Below are 14880 nucleotides of genomic sequence, written 5' to 3'. Positions count from 1 at the left end.
CCGGACCCATGACCCTCTCATTGGCGAAGTCCTACAACGGCAAAACTGACGTGTACGAGCGCGCAAGACCGCTCTACCCCAGTGCCGCGATCACGTGGATCAATCACTGCGTTCCACGCCTGTCCACGCTACCGATTGTCGATATCGGTGCAGGCACGGGTATTCTCACCCGCCAGCTTGGCGCTTTAGGGCTCCCCATGATCGGCATCGAACCCAATAGTCAGATGCTCGCTCAAGCGCGTGACCGTGACCAGAACGCAGACTATCGACAGGGATCTGCCGAAGACACCGGACTGGCCCCAGGCTCGGCCCGTGCAATTGTGTGCGGGCAATCCTTCCATTGGTTCGATACTCGGCGAGCGGCTGAGGAGTTTCGCCGAATCCTGAACGTCGGCGGACCGGTCATACTGGCGTGGAACATCAGAAGCCCTGACCACGACGCCTTCCATATCGCTTATGAAGCCATGCTCGCACAGAGCTTCGAGCACTATGCACAGACGCTCGAGATCGACCGGGAACTCGAGGACCGCGTGAACGACTTCTACGCTGGGCAGTTCGAAGAACGCAGATTTGCCAATGCCCAGCAGTTGGGAATTGATGAATTCATCGACAGAACCTTGTCGTGCTCGTACGCCGCGTTGCCGGGAACCGCCGAGTACGAAGCTGCGATTGCAGCCCTGCAAGCGCTTCATCGTCAATTCCAGGTGCAAGGTCAAGTATCGCTTCGGTACTCAACGCGTGTCGTCCATGGCGTTATCTAAACCTCTGGCGCTTGCGTCGCTGTTTCACGGCCGTGGATTGATCGTTCCTTTGTCGGCCTTGCCGACATTGGCGCGTGCCGCATTCATGGCCTACTTCCTGGTGTACTTGAAGGTCAACTTCGGCCTCGCAGTGGACCAAATAGGACTGTTCATCGCTGGCTTTGTCTTGTTCAGTTCACTGGTGAGCTTAGTGGCGGGAGCGCTGACCGATCGGCTAGGGCCCAAGTGGGTGATCGTACTTTCACCCCTGCTGCAAAGCGCGGCCTATGTGGGACTGCAACTGTGCGACTCGTTGATCGTCGCGTTCATGCTGTGTCTGATCCTGAACCTGGCGTACCTGGCTTCGGAGACTGCGGTGCGTCTGTGCATCGCTCGCTGGTTCGGTGCGCATCAGACGGCAGGCGTCCTCTCGGTGAAGTACAGCCTGACCAACATCGCCTACGCCGTCGGGCCATTGATGGGCCTTTGGTTGCACAGCCTCGGCGGAAATCCGCTACTACTGTGCGCAGTCATGGCTTCACTGTTGATGGCTGCAATCTTTCTCCCCTGGCAGCCAAGCGACTCTGGCAGCGACGACTCCGCCCCCGAGGAAACGATGCGGTCGACCCTCAGGAGCATGGTCGCAGACCGAACATTACTGACCTACACGCTGGCGACTATCTTGCTCGCAGGCGTGTTTGGCCAGTTTCATCTCTACATCGGCCAATATCTGCTGACGCGCTACTCGGTCCAGCAGATGTACGAAATCATCAATGTCGTCTTCATCACTAACGCGCTGACGTCCGCCTGCTTGCAATATGTGTTGGGCCGTCACGTCTCAGTTGAACATTTCGCGCGCTGGATCGGACTGTGCCTGGCGGCCTTTGCCATTGGGCTCGTTGGCTTCGGCACGTCCAGCACACTGGTGGGATGGATACTGTTCACGCTGATATTCACCGTCGGCGAAATCATCGTGCAACCTGTCGAATTTCTGTTCATCACTGAGATCGCGCCGGCACACCGGGCCGGGGCCTACTACAGCTCGCAGAATCTAACGTATTTGGGTGCCGCTTCCACTCCGCTGGTGGCCGGGCTGATCCTTTCTCAGGCAAGCCCGATCTGGCTGTTGATTTATCTTCTGACATTGCTCGCCACAGGCGGGGGTATATTGCTGCGACACAGTCGGAAAATCCGCCCAACCGTACTCGTCGACGAGCACGGTGACGGACGGTGAGCCTAGGTTCAGTAGGACTTGGCAAATAGCGCCATTGTCTTGGTCGGTTGCCCAGTGAATAAACAATGGTGTGTATCGCCTGTTTGTTGCAGGGGCAGACAACGGACACTGACGCCCATGCCTGAGAGCCCCTCTTCTACGTGAGGATGATCTACAAAAGGCGCCAGTACGAATGGCGCAGTCTGCTGCTCTTCCTCGAACGCTCGCTTGAAATCGCTCAATGAAGTTACAGTGATCGTCCGCTCCAGTAAACGCTGACTGGCCTGTTCCAATAACCGGTCCTGTATCCCTTGAAGTCGCTGACTTACGCTATGGATAAAGTGTTCGACTGTCGAACTTTCAACCTCTTTGGGCTCGGTCCGAAGACTTAACGACACGGTGCTTGCCAGAACTTCCCTGGCGCCAATTTCAACCCGTATCGGAACACCTCGTTTAATGTGGTACCACTTCTTGTCCGCACCGCTTAGTTCTCGTTTATCCACCAGCGCTCGTACCGGCTGATCGTCCCAGCGCTGCGCTGACAGTCGCGAGCGCAGTACGTCGCAAGCCTCCAGGATCGACTGTCTGTCCGACTCATCGCGAACGACGGGCACGATGACTATCTGCACGGGCGCCACTTTGGGTGGAACCCGCAGACCATCGTCGTCACCGTGCGTCATGATCATTGCGCCGATCATTCGTGTGGACACCCCCCAGGAGGTCGTCCAGGCGAATGCTCGCTGACCGTCGCGATTGATGAAGCGGATATCGGAAGCTTTAGCGAAATTCTGCCCCAGAAAATGCGACGTACCCGCCTGCAACGCCTTGCCGTCCTGCATCATGGCTTCGATGGTGTAGGTATCGACCGCGCCAGGAAAGCGCTCCCAGGAGCACTTGAGGCCCTTGATGACCGGAATCGCCAGGTGGTCGTGGACGAAGTCCGCGTAGATATTCAACATTCTCAGAGTTTCCTCCAGAGCCTCCTCTTTGCATGCATGGGCCGTATGGCCTTCTTGCCACAGGAACTCCGAAGTTCGCAGGAAGATCCGCGGCCGCATTTCCCAGCGCAGCACATTGGCCCACTGATTGATCAGCAGTGGCAGATCCCGATAACTCTGTACCCAGCGAGCAAATGAGGCGCCTATCACCGTTTCGCTGGTCGGCCTGATGATCAGCGGCTCTTCGAGTTCACCGGCGGCGACCAGAGCACCCTCTGCGTCCTGCTCGAGACGATGATGGGTGACGACTGCGCACTCTTTGGCGAAACCCTCGACATGATCGGCCTCCTTTTGCAGAAACGACAATGGAATCAATAACGGAAAGTAAGCATTGACATGGCCCGTCTCCTTGAAACGCCTGTCCAGTTCTTGCTGAATATGTTCCCAAATACCATAACCCCAGGGTCGAATGACCATGCAACCCCTTACTGGCGAATTCTCAGCCATCTCAGCGTGCAGGACGACTTGCTGATACCACTCTGGGAAGTTCTCGGCTCGCGTAGGTTTGATTGCAGTTTTCATACAGGCTCTACATAGCAGATGATTTGGAATGTAAAACCATCAGCATAGACGCGCTGCGGCAGAGCGCCACTTCACAGTTGCATCGCGTATTTCAGCGAAGTGTGTTTACACACCACGAATTCGATCGGCCCATCTGTTCGGGAACCGTACCTGCTGCTGCACTATGAAAACAGCCCCCAAAACTGCGACGTGATCAATGTCGCTTGAGCAGACAGCCTTCGATAGGCACGTAGTGTGTCGCCTGCCTGATCAACGACAGAGCGGTCAGGCCCGGCGCGCCATAGACCTGAGTCTGCACACCGAAACGGCGCATCACCCGCTCCAGCAACTGGTCAAAATCGCCGTCGCCGGAGGCCAGCACCACCAAATCGACTCGGCTGGCGGCCTCGTACACATCCAAGGTGATGCCCACGTCCCAGTCGCCCTTGGCCGAGCCGTCGCTGCGCTGGATATAGGGCTTGAGGCGCACCTCGAAACCCAGGTTGCGCAGGATCTGCTGGAACTGCTGCTGCTTGCTGTCACCGCGGTCGATGGCATAGGCCAGCGCCTCGACGATTTCGCCCTGGGCGCTGACCTGCGACCACAGCGCGCTGTAGTCGAAGTGGCAGCCATGGGCTTGGCGCACGGTGTAGTAGAGGTTCTGGACGTCGGCGAACAGTGCGATCTTTTTCAACTGGCAGCCGCTCCCGCTGCAATGCGCTCAATCGTGGCAGCGGCCTGGCGCCGCGAAAAAAGGGGCGCTGGGCGCCCCTGGAATTCGCGTCAGTATGCCTGAGGCTCAGACGAGGGTGTCGTCATCGTCGAAGAAGCCGCCGCCGCTGTCGTAGTCGCTGTCCACGTAGCCGCCCTGATCCGTGTTCCAACTGCTGTCGTCGGCGACCTGGCGCTGGCTGTCCTGATCGTTCCAGCCGCTGGTGTCGCTGGCCGGCGCCGGTTCGTCATGGATCACCTCGACCACCTCGTTGGGCTGCGAGTTGTGGTTGAACAGGCTGCTGATACCTTGCGCCAGCAGTACACCGCCCGCCACCCCGGCCGCCGTCTGCATGGCGCCGCCAAGGAAGCTGCTGGCGCCGCTGCGTGCAGGCGCCGCACCGAAGCCTTGCGCCTGGGCCTGGGCTTGCGGCGGCTGGGCGTAGGCTTGCGGGGCCGGTGCCGGGTCGCGCCAGCCACCGCCAGACGCAGGCGGTGCCACTGGCCGTTGCGGCTCGGGAGCGGGACTGCGCGGGCTGCTGCCGAAGAGACTGGAAAGGAAGCCACCACTGCTGCGCGACGCTTCCGGCGCCTGCTCGCGCGCCTGCTTGAGCTGGGCCTCGAGGTCCTTGACGCGGGCGTCGAGCTGCTTGAGCGCCGCCTCTTGCACCAGGATCGCCTGGGCCATGTAGTACGGCGCCGCCGGTTGCTGGCGCAGGTGTTCTTCGATACGCGCCTGGGCCTGAGCGTCGCGCGGCTGTTGCGGATCCTCGGCCTGCTTGATGCGGATGAACAAGCCGTCGATCAGGGTTTGCTCTTCAGTGTTCATGGGCTACCTCGTGGGCCATGCGGAACATCGGACACCTGCAAAGATGGGGCGCGCAAGCGACGGATTCAATCGCCGGAGCGATGAAAGTTTTTTCAGGCAGGCGCGGCTGGGCTAAAGTGATGCACCGCTTTTTTCCTGCGATCCGGACCGATGAACCCGCTGACCATCCTGCGTGACTCCCTGTACTTCTTCCGCCGCCACTTCACCAGCATCGTGCAGCTGTGCCTGCCGCTGGTGGTGCTCGAAGCCCTGTTCACCCAACTGCTCTATCGCCAGATGGGCGACAGCGCCTCGCCGGCTTACGGCATGCTGGTCAGCCTGCTGTTCTACCCGCTGTACAGCGCCGCGCTGATCCTTTATCTGGACACCCGCAGCCAGGGCCTGGACACCCGCAAGCGTGATCTGTTCGCCCGCGCCGTGCAGCTGTGGCCAGCCCTGGCCCTGCTCATCCTGATCAGCTCGCTGCTGATCATGGCGGGCCTGGCGCTGTTCGTGTTCCCCGGCATCTGGATCATGATCAACCTGGTGTTCGCCGAATACCTGCTGGTACTGCGCGGCCTGCCCGTGATCGAGTCGATGCGCACCAGCGCACGCATGACCACCGGCCACTTCCTGCGCATCCTGATGTGCGTGCTGGCGGTACTGGCGCCGTTGTGGCTGCTCGACGGCCTGCTGCTGATGGCCTTCCCCGAGCCGCAGCCTGGCGTGCAACTGGCGCTGGACAGCCTCAGCGGCTTCCTGCAGTTGTTCAGCAGCGTGGTGCTGTACCGGCTGTTCATGTTGCTGGAGGACAAGGCTCACGCGTGATTCATCGACGCTGTGCAGGTGGGGTACAGGTTGAAGCTTTTGACCCTGCCGCCTCGGTGGGCGGCCCCCTAGTCTGGGGCCTCATCCCTCCTCCGAGCCGCTCACCATGCATCCAGACATTCTCGCCCTGTATGGCCGGTCTTTGCGCGCCCAGCTTTATCTCAACAGTGCGCGCGGCCTCAAGCCCCTGCGCCTGAGCCGCTCGGACGACAGTTTCAGCTGGACCGGCATCGCCGAAGATGGCTGGTTGCAGGTCGGTAGCGATGGACAAAGCCCCGCCATGGACTTCGTGTTTCGCCACAGCAGCACCGACAGACTGTATTTCGACATCACCCTGCCGGGTCCACCCCGCGACAGCAGCGGCCAGGGCTCGGCCAAGCGCCTTGGCATAAGCATCAACGGCTTCCTGGGGTTCTACTGGGTAGCTGACGTGACCGAGCCCTGGAAAATCGAGCCGCTAGCGATGGACGAATCGGGCTTGCTCTGCCACTTGCGAGACCACCTCGGACAGCGGGTGGGGATACGGCCAGGCAACACAATGCGTAACGGCCAGCGGGCGCAGTGGCTGAACACCCTCGAGGGCCAGGTGCAGACCTTCGTCCTGCGCCAGGCTTGAACCCAGAGCGTCGTACAGGACGAGCGCCTATTCAGGACAGCCGGAGCGCGGTGACCCTCCGCGCCCCAGTGGCCTCCGACTGCCTATGCCTCAACGGACTGCGCCCCAAGCCAGAGGCCTTCGCCACCCTGGGCATGAGCTGTGGCAGCCATGATTACCGCCAGGGCACCTTCGAGGGGGGATGCCGCTGTCGGAGAACAGCAAGGCCGCGCTGCAGGTCCACAGCCTGCTTTGCGACAGCAACGACCAGTGGCGCACCGCGTTCAACCTCAAGAACGTGTTCGACCGCCGTTATTACGCCGCAGGTCTGGCGCAGGCCGTGGGCGATGAGCGCAGGACGCTGATGTCGGTGGCGTACAGCTTCTGAGTGAGGCGGCACGGCCGGCGCGGGTTCAGGACTTTCTGGGCTTGGCCCGCGCGGTCGCCTCGGCGACCAGCGGGTCGTCCGGCCAGTAGTGCTTGGGGTAACGTCCCTTCAGATCCTTCTTCACCTCGGCATAGGTGGTGCGCCAGAAGTTGGCCAGGTCCTGGGTCACCTGCACGGGCCGGCGAGCCGGCGACAGCAAGTGCAACTTGACCTGCTGACGGCCCTGGGCGATGCGCGGCGTGTCGGCCAGGCCGAACAGCTCCTGCAAGCGCACGGCGAGAATCGGCGGCTGCTCGCTGTAGTCCAGGCGGATGTTCGACCCCGACGGCACGCACAGGTGCACCGGCGCCCACTCGTCGAGGCGCTGCGGCAAGGGCCAGGGCAGCAGGTTGCGCAGGATGGACGAGAGGTCCAACTGAGCGAAGTGGCTCAGCCGTGAGACGTTGCCCAGGTAGGGTTGCAACCAGTCTTCGAGGCTCGCCAGCAAGGCGTCGTCGCTCAGGTCGGGCCATTGGCTGACCCCATCGTGTTGCAGATCCAGCTGACGCAATAGTGCCACACGGGCCTGCCACTGGCGCAGCTCGGGATTCCACGGCAACAACGCCAGTCCCTTGCGCCGCACCAGGCCGACCAGCGCCCGCGACCGGGCCTCGTCATCCAGACCCGGCAGCGCCTGGGTGGCCAGCACCAGCTCGCCGACCCTGCGCTGGCGCTCGGCGCGCAACACGTGCTCGCGTTCGTCCCACTCCAGCACATCGACCACCTCGACCTGCTCGGCGAGAATGTCCTCGAACAAACCCGGATCGAACTCGGCGGCCAGGTAGATGCGCTCCTCGCGCTGACCCTGACGACTGCCCAGCTCGGCAATCACCAGCCAGGCGCACTTCATCAGCGCATCGACTTCAGCGAACAGCGCCGCGCGACCGTTGGCCAGCCGGTACTCGGCGCCCCCCTCGCGGCGCTGACGGGCAATACGGTCCGGATAGGCCAACGCCAGCAGCGCGCCGAGCCAACGCGGATGGTCAGGGTCGGCGACCGTATTGGCCGCCTTGCCGCGCAGCAGTCCACGGTATTGCCGCGCCAATTGGCGGACCCGCTGCACGGCGCCGCGACTGGCACGCTCGGCCACCTGCGCGCCGCCGACCAGCGCCAGGCGCGTGTGCAGGTCGGCGCCAGCGCCGCGCTGGATATCGCGCTCGCCCAGCAGTGCGGCCACCTCGCAGGCCATGTCGGTCAGCCCCAGTTGCTGCCCGCGCAACAGCAGGTGGGCGATGCGCGGATGGGCCGGCAGCTCGGCCATGGCCTGGCCGTGGGCGCCGAGTGCCTCGCGGCTGTCAGGTTTGAAGGCGCCGAGCCGCACCAGCAGGTCCTGGGCCTGGGCATAGGCCGCACTCGGGGGCTGGTCGAGCCAGCGCAGTTGCTCAGGCGCCACGCCCCAGCGGGCCAGTTGCAGGGCCAGTCCAGCCAGATCGGCCTGCACTATTTCTGCGCTGCCGTGCGCAGCCAACTGCTCATGCTGCGCTTCGGACCACAGGCGATAGCACACCCCAGGCTCCAGACGGCCGGCCCGACCGGCACGTTGCGTGGCGCTGGCGCGTGAAATGCGCTGGGTGTCCAGGCGGGTCATGCCGCTGCCGGGATCGAAACGCGGCACCCGAGCAAGTCCTGCGTCGATCACCACGCGCACGCCGTCGATGGTCAGGCTGGTCTCGGCAATGTTGGTGGCCAGCACCACCTTGCGCTGGCCCGTCGGCGGAGGATCGATGGCGGCGCGCTGGGCGTCGAGGTCCAGCTCGCCGTGCAGCGGACACAGCAGGATGTCGCGACGCTCGCCGAGCGCCGCCTGCAATGCCTGATGCACGCGCCGGATCTCAGCCTGACCGGGCAGGAACACCAGCAGGCTGCCGGGCTGCTCGGCCAGCGCCTGCTGTACGCAATCGACAATGCGTGGCTCGACGAACTCGCCCAACTGCCACGACCTGCCCCAGCGGATATCCACCGGGTACATGCGCCCTTCGCTGCTCACCACCGGCGCGTCGTCGAGCAGGCGCGACAAGCGCTCGCCTTCGAGCGTCGCCGACATCAGCAGGATCTTCAACGGCGGATCGTCGCGCAGCAGCTCGCGGCCGTTGAGGCTCAGCGCCAGGGCCAGGTCGGCATCCAGGCTGCGTTCGTGAAACTCGTCGAAGATCAACAGCCCCACCCCCTCCAACGCCGGATCGGCCTGCAGGCGACGGGTGAGGATACCTTCGGTGACCACCTCGATCTGGGTGCGCGGGCCTATCTTGCTTTCAAGGCGAATTCGGTAGCCGACAGTCTCACCTACCTTCTCACCCAGCTCACTGGCCAAACGCTCGGCCGCCGCCCGCGCCGCCAGGCGGCGCGGTTCGAGCATGACGATGCGCTGTCCGGCCAGCCACGGTTCATTCAACAGCGCCAGCGGCACGCGGGTGGTCTTGCCCGCGCCTGGCGGGGCTTGCAGCACTACCTCGTCACGCGCTTGAAGGGCTTTGAGAAGGGCCGGCAAGGCGGCATCGATTGGCAGCGGTGGCATAAGGTCTCCCGAACAAGCGCAGGAGTATATCGAATCGACCGAGGGCATTTGCTTCATTGAAAGTGACCAACGGTCATGTACTCGGCAAGCGGCGCAGTCACATAAGTGACCAATCAGTCAAGATATGGTCAATTGGTTTTTATTCCTTGCTATTTCAATGACCTAGCTCGAATGACGGTGCAAATGCGAAAAAAACGTCAGTTTTTCGTGAAAGCCATGTGCTGCACCGTTTAGCTGAAACGTTGAACTTCTGCGTTAGAGCCCATGAACTTTTTTTCATGCAAATCTCTAAGCCTGCGTAGCAAGCCGGGATGGGTCTGAAGTCGGTCATGCCGCGGCGCGGGAGTTTTCCACGTGCCTTGATCGAGAATCTACCGACCTCCGATGAGAACAAGAATGGAGTCGTCAGTGATGCCGAAGCTGCTTTGCGCTGCACTTTCCACGACCTATAAAGAGGATGCACTGAACCTTGAGGCCTTTGCCCAAAGCGTCGCCCCGTTGATGGTCGACGTGCTGTTACGCGGGGAAACCGGGACGGGCAAGGACACGCTGGCGGAAAAGATCCACCGCATGTCCGGGCGCTCCGGCAAGTTCGTCGCCATCAACTGCGCCGCCATTCCCGAGAGCCTGGCCGAAAGCCAACTGTTCGGGGCCAACTCCGGCGCATTCACCGGCGCCAGCCAGAGCCGCGCGGGGTTCGTCGAGGCGGCGCATAACGGCACGCTGTACCTGGACGAAGTCGACAGCATGCCTCTGACGCTGCAAGCCAAGCTGCTGCGGGTGCTGGAATCGCGGACCGTCCAGCGGCTGGGTTCGACCCAGAGCATTCCAGTGAACATGCGGGTGATCGCGTCAGCCCAGTGCCCGCTGGCAGAGATGGTCGAACGCGGAGAGTTTCGCCGCGACCTGTACTTCCGGCTGAACATCGTCAGCCTCAAGCTGCCGCCCCTGCGCAGCCGTCGGGAACGCATCGTGCCGCTGTTCCTGTCACTGGTAAAGCGCGAAGCCGCCGCCCTGGACCGGCCCTACCTGGCCCCCTCGCCGGGGTTGCTGTCACACCTGGTCGGCCATGCCTGGCCGGGCAACATCCGCGAACTGCAATCGGCTGCCAAGCGCTACGTGCTCGGCCTGCCGCCGCTACCGCGCGCTGAACTGGCGGAGCGTTGCAGCAGCGCCACGCTCAACCTGAAAGAGCAGTTGCAGCAGTTCGAGAAAGTGCTCATCGAAGACTGCATGCGCCGTCACCACCGCCATATCGACACCGTCATCGCTGAGCTGGGCATCGCCCGGCGCACGCTCTACTACCGGATGAAGTGCCTGGAAATTTCGACGAACTGAGCGGCCGGCGTGGAACCGTTTGTAGCTGAACGGCCACCCAGGTTTCGAGACAGTCACACGCGTCTCGCCATTCAACCGATCCGGAGACACGACTATGAGTTTTGGTGGAGCTTCTCTTGCGGCCTCCATGGCGGCCATGCAGCAGATGGATGCGACCTCGGCCGCGATGACGACCATGAAATCCCAATTCGACCAGCAGAAACTGGTCGCCGACACCATGAACGCCATCTCGGCCGAGTCCATGGACAGCGCCACCAAGGCCATCACGGCCATGGGGGAGGCGTCCAAGAACATACGCTTCTGACGACCCGCTTCAAGCCCCGCTGCGGCGGGGTCTCTTCGAGCGCGATGAGATCAGACCCATGCCTATCGATCGGCTGAACAGCCTTCGCCCCCCTGCTGCCCTGCTGCCTGACGCCCACACGCCGCGCCGCGACTCGGTCACCCAGCGCGTGGCCGATGCGCTGACCGAGCACGTCACCCGCCATGCCGGCAGCGGCCGACTGAAGGAGTCGCTGCTGCGCTGGGGCGCCGAACATGCTGGCGCAGGCGGGCGCTCGCCTTTGGCCTGGCAACCGCCCCAGCAGGACCTGGCGCTGCCCACGCAAAGTCCGCTGAACCTGGTCCTCACGGACATCCTGGAAGAAATCAACGGCGGTACCGGCCAGAACCTGGAAGTGGACATCGACGACGCCTATTGCGATGAAGACCTGCTCGGCGACCTGGCGCAGATGCTCGCCCCGCGCAGGCCGCCGCTGGGTGACAACGACATTGGCAACCAGAGCGATTTCGGCAGCGCCAACAACCCGTTCTGCGGCGCCCTGTTCAGCGCCTGGGAGAGCGGCGGTGCGCTGGACCGCAGCTGCGCGAGTCTGCGCTTGCTGCTCAGGCTCATCGCCTTGCTGGGTCGACGCAAGCTGCTGGTGCTGCTGGACCTCGACGACCGTACTGGCCAGGCGCAGTACGCCTCGGACGATCAGGACCTGCTGTTCGAAGTCGCAGGCTTCATGGATCAACACCCGCAACGCTACCCGTCGCCTGCCGCCGCCGACGGACACGCCGGCACCTGGACCGAGCGCATCGCCCTGGGCACGCCGCTGCAGGATCGCGAAGTCCGGCTGTTCCAGTTGGCGTTGGAGCAACTGGACCTGGCACTGGCCCGCCTCGCCGGGCAGGCCCCACTGGCGCGCCGCCGCGTCAGACGCAGCCGCGAGGCCGTCGAATTCCATCTGAGCGTGACCGGCAGTGCGCGCAACGTGCTGCGGCTGATGTGCGCCTGAACGGCCGCGCCCTTTTCGCTACGCCCCAACCCGATTGGAGACACCCATGGAAATCCAAGCCGTCGATACCCAGCAACTGGCCGCCACCAGCAAGACCGGCGCCAAGCCGCAGGCCAGCGCCGAGACCAGTGATGTCAGTTGGTTCAGTGCGCAGATGCGCGAGAAGCCGCCCGCGCCGGACAACCCGAACAACGTCGCAGCCCGCATCATCGACTCGTTGTCCAGCCGCTCCGGCGAACTGCAGCGTCTGGACGAGCGCGCCAACCGTGATCTGGTCAAGGCCATCCGCACCGCCGACCCGCAGGACATGCTGCAGTCGAACCGCTCGTTGTCGTCGTTCCACCTGGAAAGCCTGATGACCGCCAAGCTGGTCAGCAAGGGCTCCCAGGCCATCGAGAAACTCACCAACCTCCAGTGAAGGAGTTGCCGGCCATGTTCATGCGCGCCTGCTCGACGTTGTTGCTGTGCCTGCTGCTCACCGCCTGCGAGGAGCGCTCGACGCTGCACAGTCGTCTCTCCGAGCAGGATGCCAATGAAGTGATCGCGCAGTTGGCGGACAACGACATCCAGGCCAGCAAGCGCACGGAAAAGGACGGCATGAGCGTCCTGGTCGCGCCTGCCGACCTCAACAGCGCTGTGCGCGTGCTCGAAGCGGCCGGCCTGCCACGGCGCTCACGCGCCAGCCTGGGCGATATCTTTCGTAAGGAAGGGGTGATTTCCACGCCGTTGGAGGAACGCGCCCGCTACATCTACGCGCTGTCCCAGGAGCTCGAATCGACCCTGTCGCAGATCGACGGCGTGGTACTCGCCCGCGTCCATGTGGTCCTGCCGGAGCGGGTCGCGCCCGGTGAGCCGGTGCAGCCGGCGTCGGCCTCGGTGTTCATCAAGCACACCGGCGCGCTGGACCCGGACAGCATCACGCCACGGGTGCGCAACCTGATCGCCAGCGGCATCCCCGGCATGGCCGACGCGGCGCATAACACCAGCAAGTTGTCGGTGGTGTTCGTGCCCACGTTGCCTTATCAGGAGCGGCGCGAGATGGCGCCGTTCGGGCCGTTCCTGATGAAAGCCGAAGACGTCGGCTACTGGCGAACGGTGATGGTCGTGACCGGCATCGTCTTGCTGAGCCTGCTGCTGGGGGTCGGCTACGGACTCTACCGACTGTGGCGCACAGGTGCCCTGACGCTGCCGCGCGCGCTGCAACAGAAGCTCGCCCGACCCGGCACCGCACCGGGCAATCCAGCAGCCACCTTGTTCGCCGTGAAACCCGCGGGCGCTGCCCCCCGTGACAAGGGCTCGGCCGCATGAGCGCGGCGCTGACCTGGATTCACTGGTGGCACCACGCCTGGCAACTGGCCGCCATCGACTGGCAGCCACCCGGCCTCGACCAACTGAGCACCTCGCAGTTGCACGCCCTCGCCCGTGGGCACCACGCCGCGTTGGCGAAGGGCTTGGGCATCACGCCGTGCATGCCGCCCGAACCGAACCCGGCGATGCAGGCCCTGCTGTGTACGCCCGCCACCTTGACGCTGGCCTGCGAACTGGTGGCCGCCACCTGCTCACCGCGCTCGGCAGCCCCGACGTTGTCGACGCAGGACCGCGCCTGGTGCGAGCGCACGGCCAAGGCGCTGCGCCCCGGACACTGGCTCGAACCGGACCAGGATCCTCTGGTGCTGCTGCGGGCCTGGCTGGGTGAGCCGACCTGGCAACGCGCACGCCTGGCCTTCCCCCGCGCCAGGGTCGAGGCCCTCGAGCGCTGGGCGACGCCGCAGCCGCCAGCCGCCAGGCTCGACACGCTGTGGCAGTCGGTCTGCTGGAGGACCGGGCAACGCCCAGCGCCCATCACCCCGCTCGCTCACGACACGGAGACACCCGATGCTCGCCCGTCGCTCGCTTGAACTACGCCCCACCGCTCAAGGCCTGCTGCAACCCTGCATCGCCCGCGAAACCCTGGTCGATTGCGGTCGGGCGCAACGGGTCATCGAACAGGCCCAGGAGCAAGCCGCGCAAGTGCTCGAGCAGGCCCGTGACCTGGCCGAGGCCGAGCGGCTCGACGCCCAGGCGCGGTTCTGGGAAAACGCCGACGCCGCGCTCGCCGCCTGGGAAGCACAGCGCCAGGCCATGTGGGAGCAGATCGAAGCCAGCGCAGCACGGCTGGTCAACGAGGCGCTGCGCGCGCTGCTGGACGAGGTGCCGGAACCGGCGCGCATCGACGCCCTGGTGCGCCAGTTGGCCAGCGGGCAGCGCGAGTCGGCCAGTGCCACCCTGCACTGTCATCCTGACGACCTGACGAACCTGACCCGGAGCCTCGGCAATACGGCCGCGCAGCCCTGGACACCGGTGGCCGATGCCGGCATGGACCGTCACCAACTGAGGCTGCAGACCCCCGCCGGCACCTTCCAACTCGACTGGCCGAGCACCGTGCAAGCGCTGCACATGCCGGTGCCGTCATCCAGCACCGCTCCTCTGTAGGAACCGCCTTGCCTCGCGATCATCCTGAACGCCCGCGATGACTGACTTGACGGCCGCTTCGCGCCCGATCGCGGCGCAAGGCCGCTCCCACAAAAGCCACGCTGGATTCTGAAAATCATGCGCTGCGGATGAACAGCCAATGCACGATCACCCGGTGTCGCATGCCGTGCCCAAGAAGTGAAGCGAGCGCAATCTTGGTGGGAGATTCTATGGTTGTGGGCAATGCTTTTTGCCGCCTTTGCTCACGTATTCGCCTTGAGTCTTCATCAAGGCGAATGCAATTCTGGCCAGCTTTCGGGCCAGGATGACCAGCGCCTGAGTGGTTGCCTTACCTGTACTCCGATAATGTTCATAGACCTCCTTCCAAGCCTCGGTCTTGCTAGCGGACATGGCGGCGTTGTGCAAGAGTCGGCGCACTTCTGAGCAGCCGCGCTTGGTCAAGCGTCTGCGTCCG

Annotated in this window: 17 protein-coding genes; 12 read left to right on the top strand and 5 right to left on the bottom strand. The window is 63.7% G+C overall.

The window, feature by feature from the left end:
- Positions 1 to 8: 8 nt before the first annotated feature.
- Together Q7C30_RS02340 and Q7C30_RS02335 are read left to right on the top strand one after the other, a co-directional pair.
- The gene (locus Q7C30_RS02340) at positions 9 to 761 is read left to right on the top strand and encodes a class I SAM-dependent methyltransferase (RefSeq protein ID WP_116889310.1); all 753 of its coding nucleotides are present in this window, start codon (positions 9 to 11) and stop codon (positions 759 to 761) included.
- Positions 748 to 1974, top strand: coding sequence for an MFS transporter (locus Q7C30_RS02335; protein WP_317870522.1), 1227 nt, complete (start codon positions 748 to 750; stop codon positions 1972 to 1974). Before Q7C30_RS02340 ends, Q7C30_RS02335 begins: the two co-directional genes overlap by 14 nt.
- An 8-nt stretch (positions 1975 to 1982) precedes the next feature.
- On the opposite strand, the gene proS is transcribed toward Q7C30_RS02335, so the two are convergent.
- From proS to Q7C30_RS02320, 3 genes are all read right to left on the bottom strand, one after another.
- Positions 1983 to 3473 (bottom strand): proline--tRNA ligase, encoded by a 1491-nt coding sequence (gene proS, locus Q7C30_RS02330; protein ID WP_317870521.1) that lies wholly within the window; start codon positions 3471 to 3473, stop codon positions 1983 to 1985.
- A gap of 193 nt (positions 3474 to 3666) precedes the next feature.
- Positions 3667 to 4146, bottom strand: a complete 480-nt coding sequence (locus Q7C30_RS02325; protein ID WP_039580479.1) for an NYN domain-containing protein — start codon at positions 4144 to 4146, stop codon at positions 3667 to 3669.
- A 105-nt stretch (positions 4147 to 4251) separates the two neighbouring features.
- Complete coding sequence (locus Q7C30_RS02320; protein WP_317870519.1) at positions 4252 to 4992, bottom strand: DUF2076 domain-containing protein; 741 nt, start codon at positions 4990 to 4992, stop codon at positions 4252 to 4254.
- 150 nt (positions 4993 to 5142) lie between these two features.
- On the opposite strand from Q7C30_RS02320, the gene Q7C30_RS02315 reads away from it, so the two are divergent.
- The 3 genes from Q7C30_RS02315 to Q7C30_RS02305 all read left to right on the top strand — a co-directional run bounded on the left by Q7C30_RS02315 (position 5143) and on the right by Q7C30_RS02305 (position 6782).
- On the top strand, positions 5143 to 5799 hold the full coding sequence (locus Q7C30_RS02315; RefSeq protein ID WP_039580487.1) for a membrane protein: 657 nt from the start codon (positions 5143 to 5145) through the stop codon (positions 5797 to 5799).
- Positions 5800 to 5905: 106 nt separating this feature from the next.
- The gene (locus tag Q7C30_RS02310) at positions 5906 to 6415 is read left to right on the top strand and encodes a hypothetical protein (RefSeq protein WP_317870518.1); all 510 of its coding nucleotides are present in this window, start codon (positions 5906 to 5908) and stop codon (positions 6413 to 6415) included.
- Between the two features lie 181 nt (positions 6416 to 6596).
- Positions 6597 to 6782 carry a hypothetical protein gene (locus Q7C30_RS02305; RefSeq protein ID WP_317870516.1) on the top strand — a complete coding sequence of 62 codons (186 nt, stop codon included), beginning with the start codon at positions 6597 to 6599 and terminating at the stop codon, positions 6780 to 6782.
- Positions 6783 to 6807: 25 nt separating this feature from the next.
- Here Q7C30_RS02305 and hrpB read toward each other — a convergent pair whose 3' ends face one another.
- The gene (hrpB, locus tag Q7C30_RS02300) at positions 6808 to 9336 is read right to left on the bottom strand and encodes an ATP-dependent helicase HrpB (RefSeq protein WP_317870514.1); all 2529 of its coding nucleotides are present in this window, start codon (positions 9334 to 9336) and stop codon (positions 6808 to 6810) included.
- 411 nt (positions 9337 to 9747) lie between these two features.
- On the opposite strand from hrpB, the gene Q7C30_RS02295 reads away from it, so the two are divergent.
- The 7 genes from Q7C30_RS02295 to sctL all read left to right on the top strand — a co-directional run bounded on the left by Q7C30_RS02295 (position 9748) and on the right by sctL (position 14426).
- Positions 9748 to 10674 carry a sigma-54 dependent transcriptional regulator gene (locus tag Q7C30_RS02295; protein WP_295488499.1) on the top strand — a complete coding sequence of 309 codons (927 nt, stop codon included), beginning with the start codon at positions 9748 to 9750 and terminating at the stop codon, positions 10672 to 10674.
- A 94-nt stretch (positions 10675 to 10768) separates the two neighbouring features.
- The gene (locus Q7C30_RS02290) at positions 10769 to 10978 is read left to right on the top strand and encodes a hypothetical protein (RefSeq protein WP_029612820.1); all 210 of its coding nucleotides are present in this window, start codon (positions 10769 to 10771) and stop codon (positions 10976 to 10978) included.
- Between the two features lie 58 nt (positions 10979 to 11036).
- Positions 11037 to 11954: a type III secretion protein gene (locus tag Q7C30_RS02285; protein ID WP_317870513.1), complete on the top strand. Its 918-nt coding sequence runs from the start codon at positions 11037 to 11039 to the stop codon at positions 11952 to 11954.
- Positions 11955 to 12000: 46 nt separating this feature from the next.
- Complete coding sequence (sctI, locus tag Q7C30_RS02280) at positions 12001 to 12372, top strand: type III secretion system inner rod subunit SctI (RefSeq protein WP_039580498.1); 372 nt, start codon at positions 12001 to 12003, stop codon at positions 12370 to 12372.
- 14 nt (positions 12373 to 12386) lie between these two features.
- Complete coding sequence (sctJ, locus tag Q7C30_RS02275) at positions 12387 to 13262, top strand: type III secretion inner membrane ring lipoprotein SctJ (protein WP_039580501.1); 876 nt, start codon at positions 12387 to 12389, stop codon at positions 13260 to 13262.
- Positions 13259 to 13852, top strand: coding sequence for a type III secretion protein (locus Q7C30_RS02270; RefSeq protein ID WP_317870512.1), 594 nt, complete (start codon positions 13259 to 13261; stop codon positions 13850 to 13852). The genes sctJ and Q7C30_RS02270 overlap by 4 nt, the downstream gene beginning before the upstream one ends.
- Entirely contained in the window at positions 13830 to 14426 is a 597-nt protein-coding gene (sctL, locus tag Q7C30_RS02265) for a type III secretion system stator protein SctL (RefSeq protein ID WP_317870511.1), read from the top strand. The genes Q7C30_RS02270 and sctL overlap by 23 nt, the downstream gene beginning before the upstream one ends.
- 207 nt (positions 14427 to 14633) lie before the next feature.
- Here sctL and Q7C30_RS02260 read toward each other — a convergent pair.
- Positions 14634 to 14880, bottom strand: a 247-nt coding sequence (locus Q7C30_RS02260; RefSeq protein ID WP_317870508.1) for a transposase, incomplete at its 5' end; no start/stop codon positions are given.

It is taken from the genome of Pseudomonas sp. RAC1, from assembly GCF_030658255.1.
GTDB classification, from domain to species: Bacteria; Pseudomonadota; Gammaproteobacteria; order Pseudomonadales; family Pseudomonadaceae; genus Aquipseudomonas; species Aquipseudomonas boreofloridensis.
The sequence above is the reverse complement of the archived record's forward strand: the minus strand, read 5'-3'. Positions and strand labels throughout refer to the sequence as shown.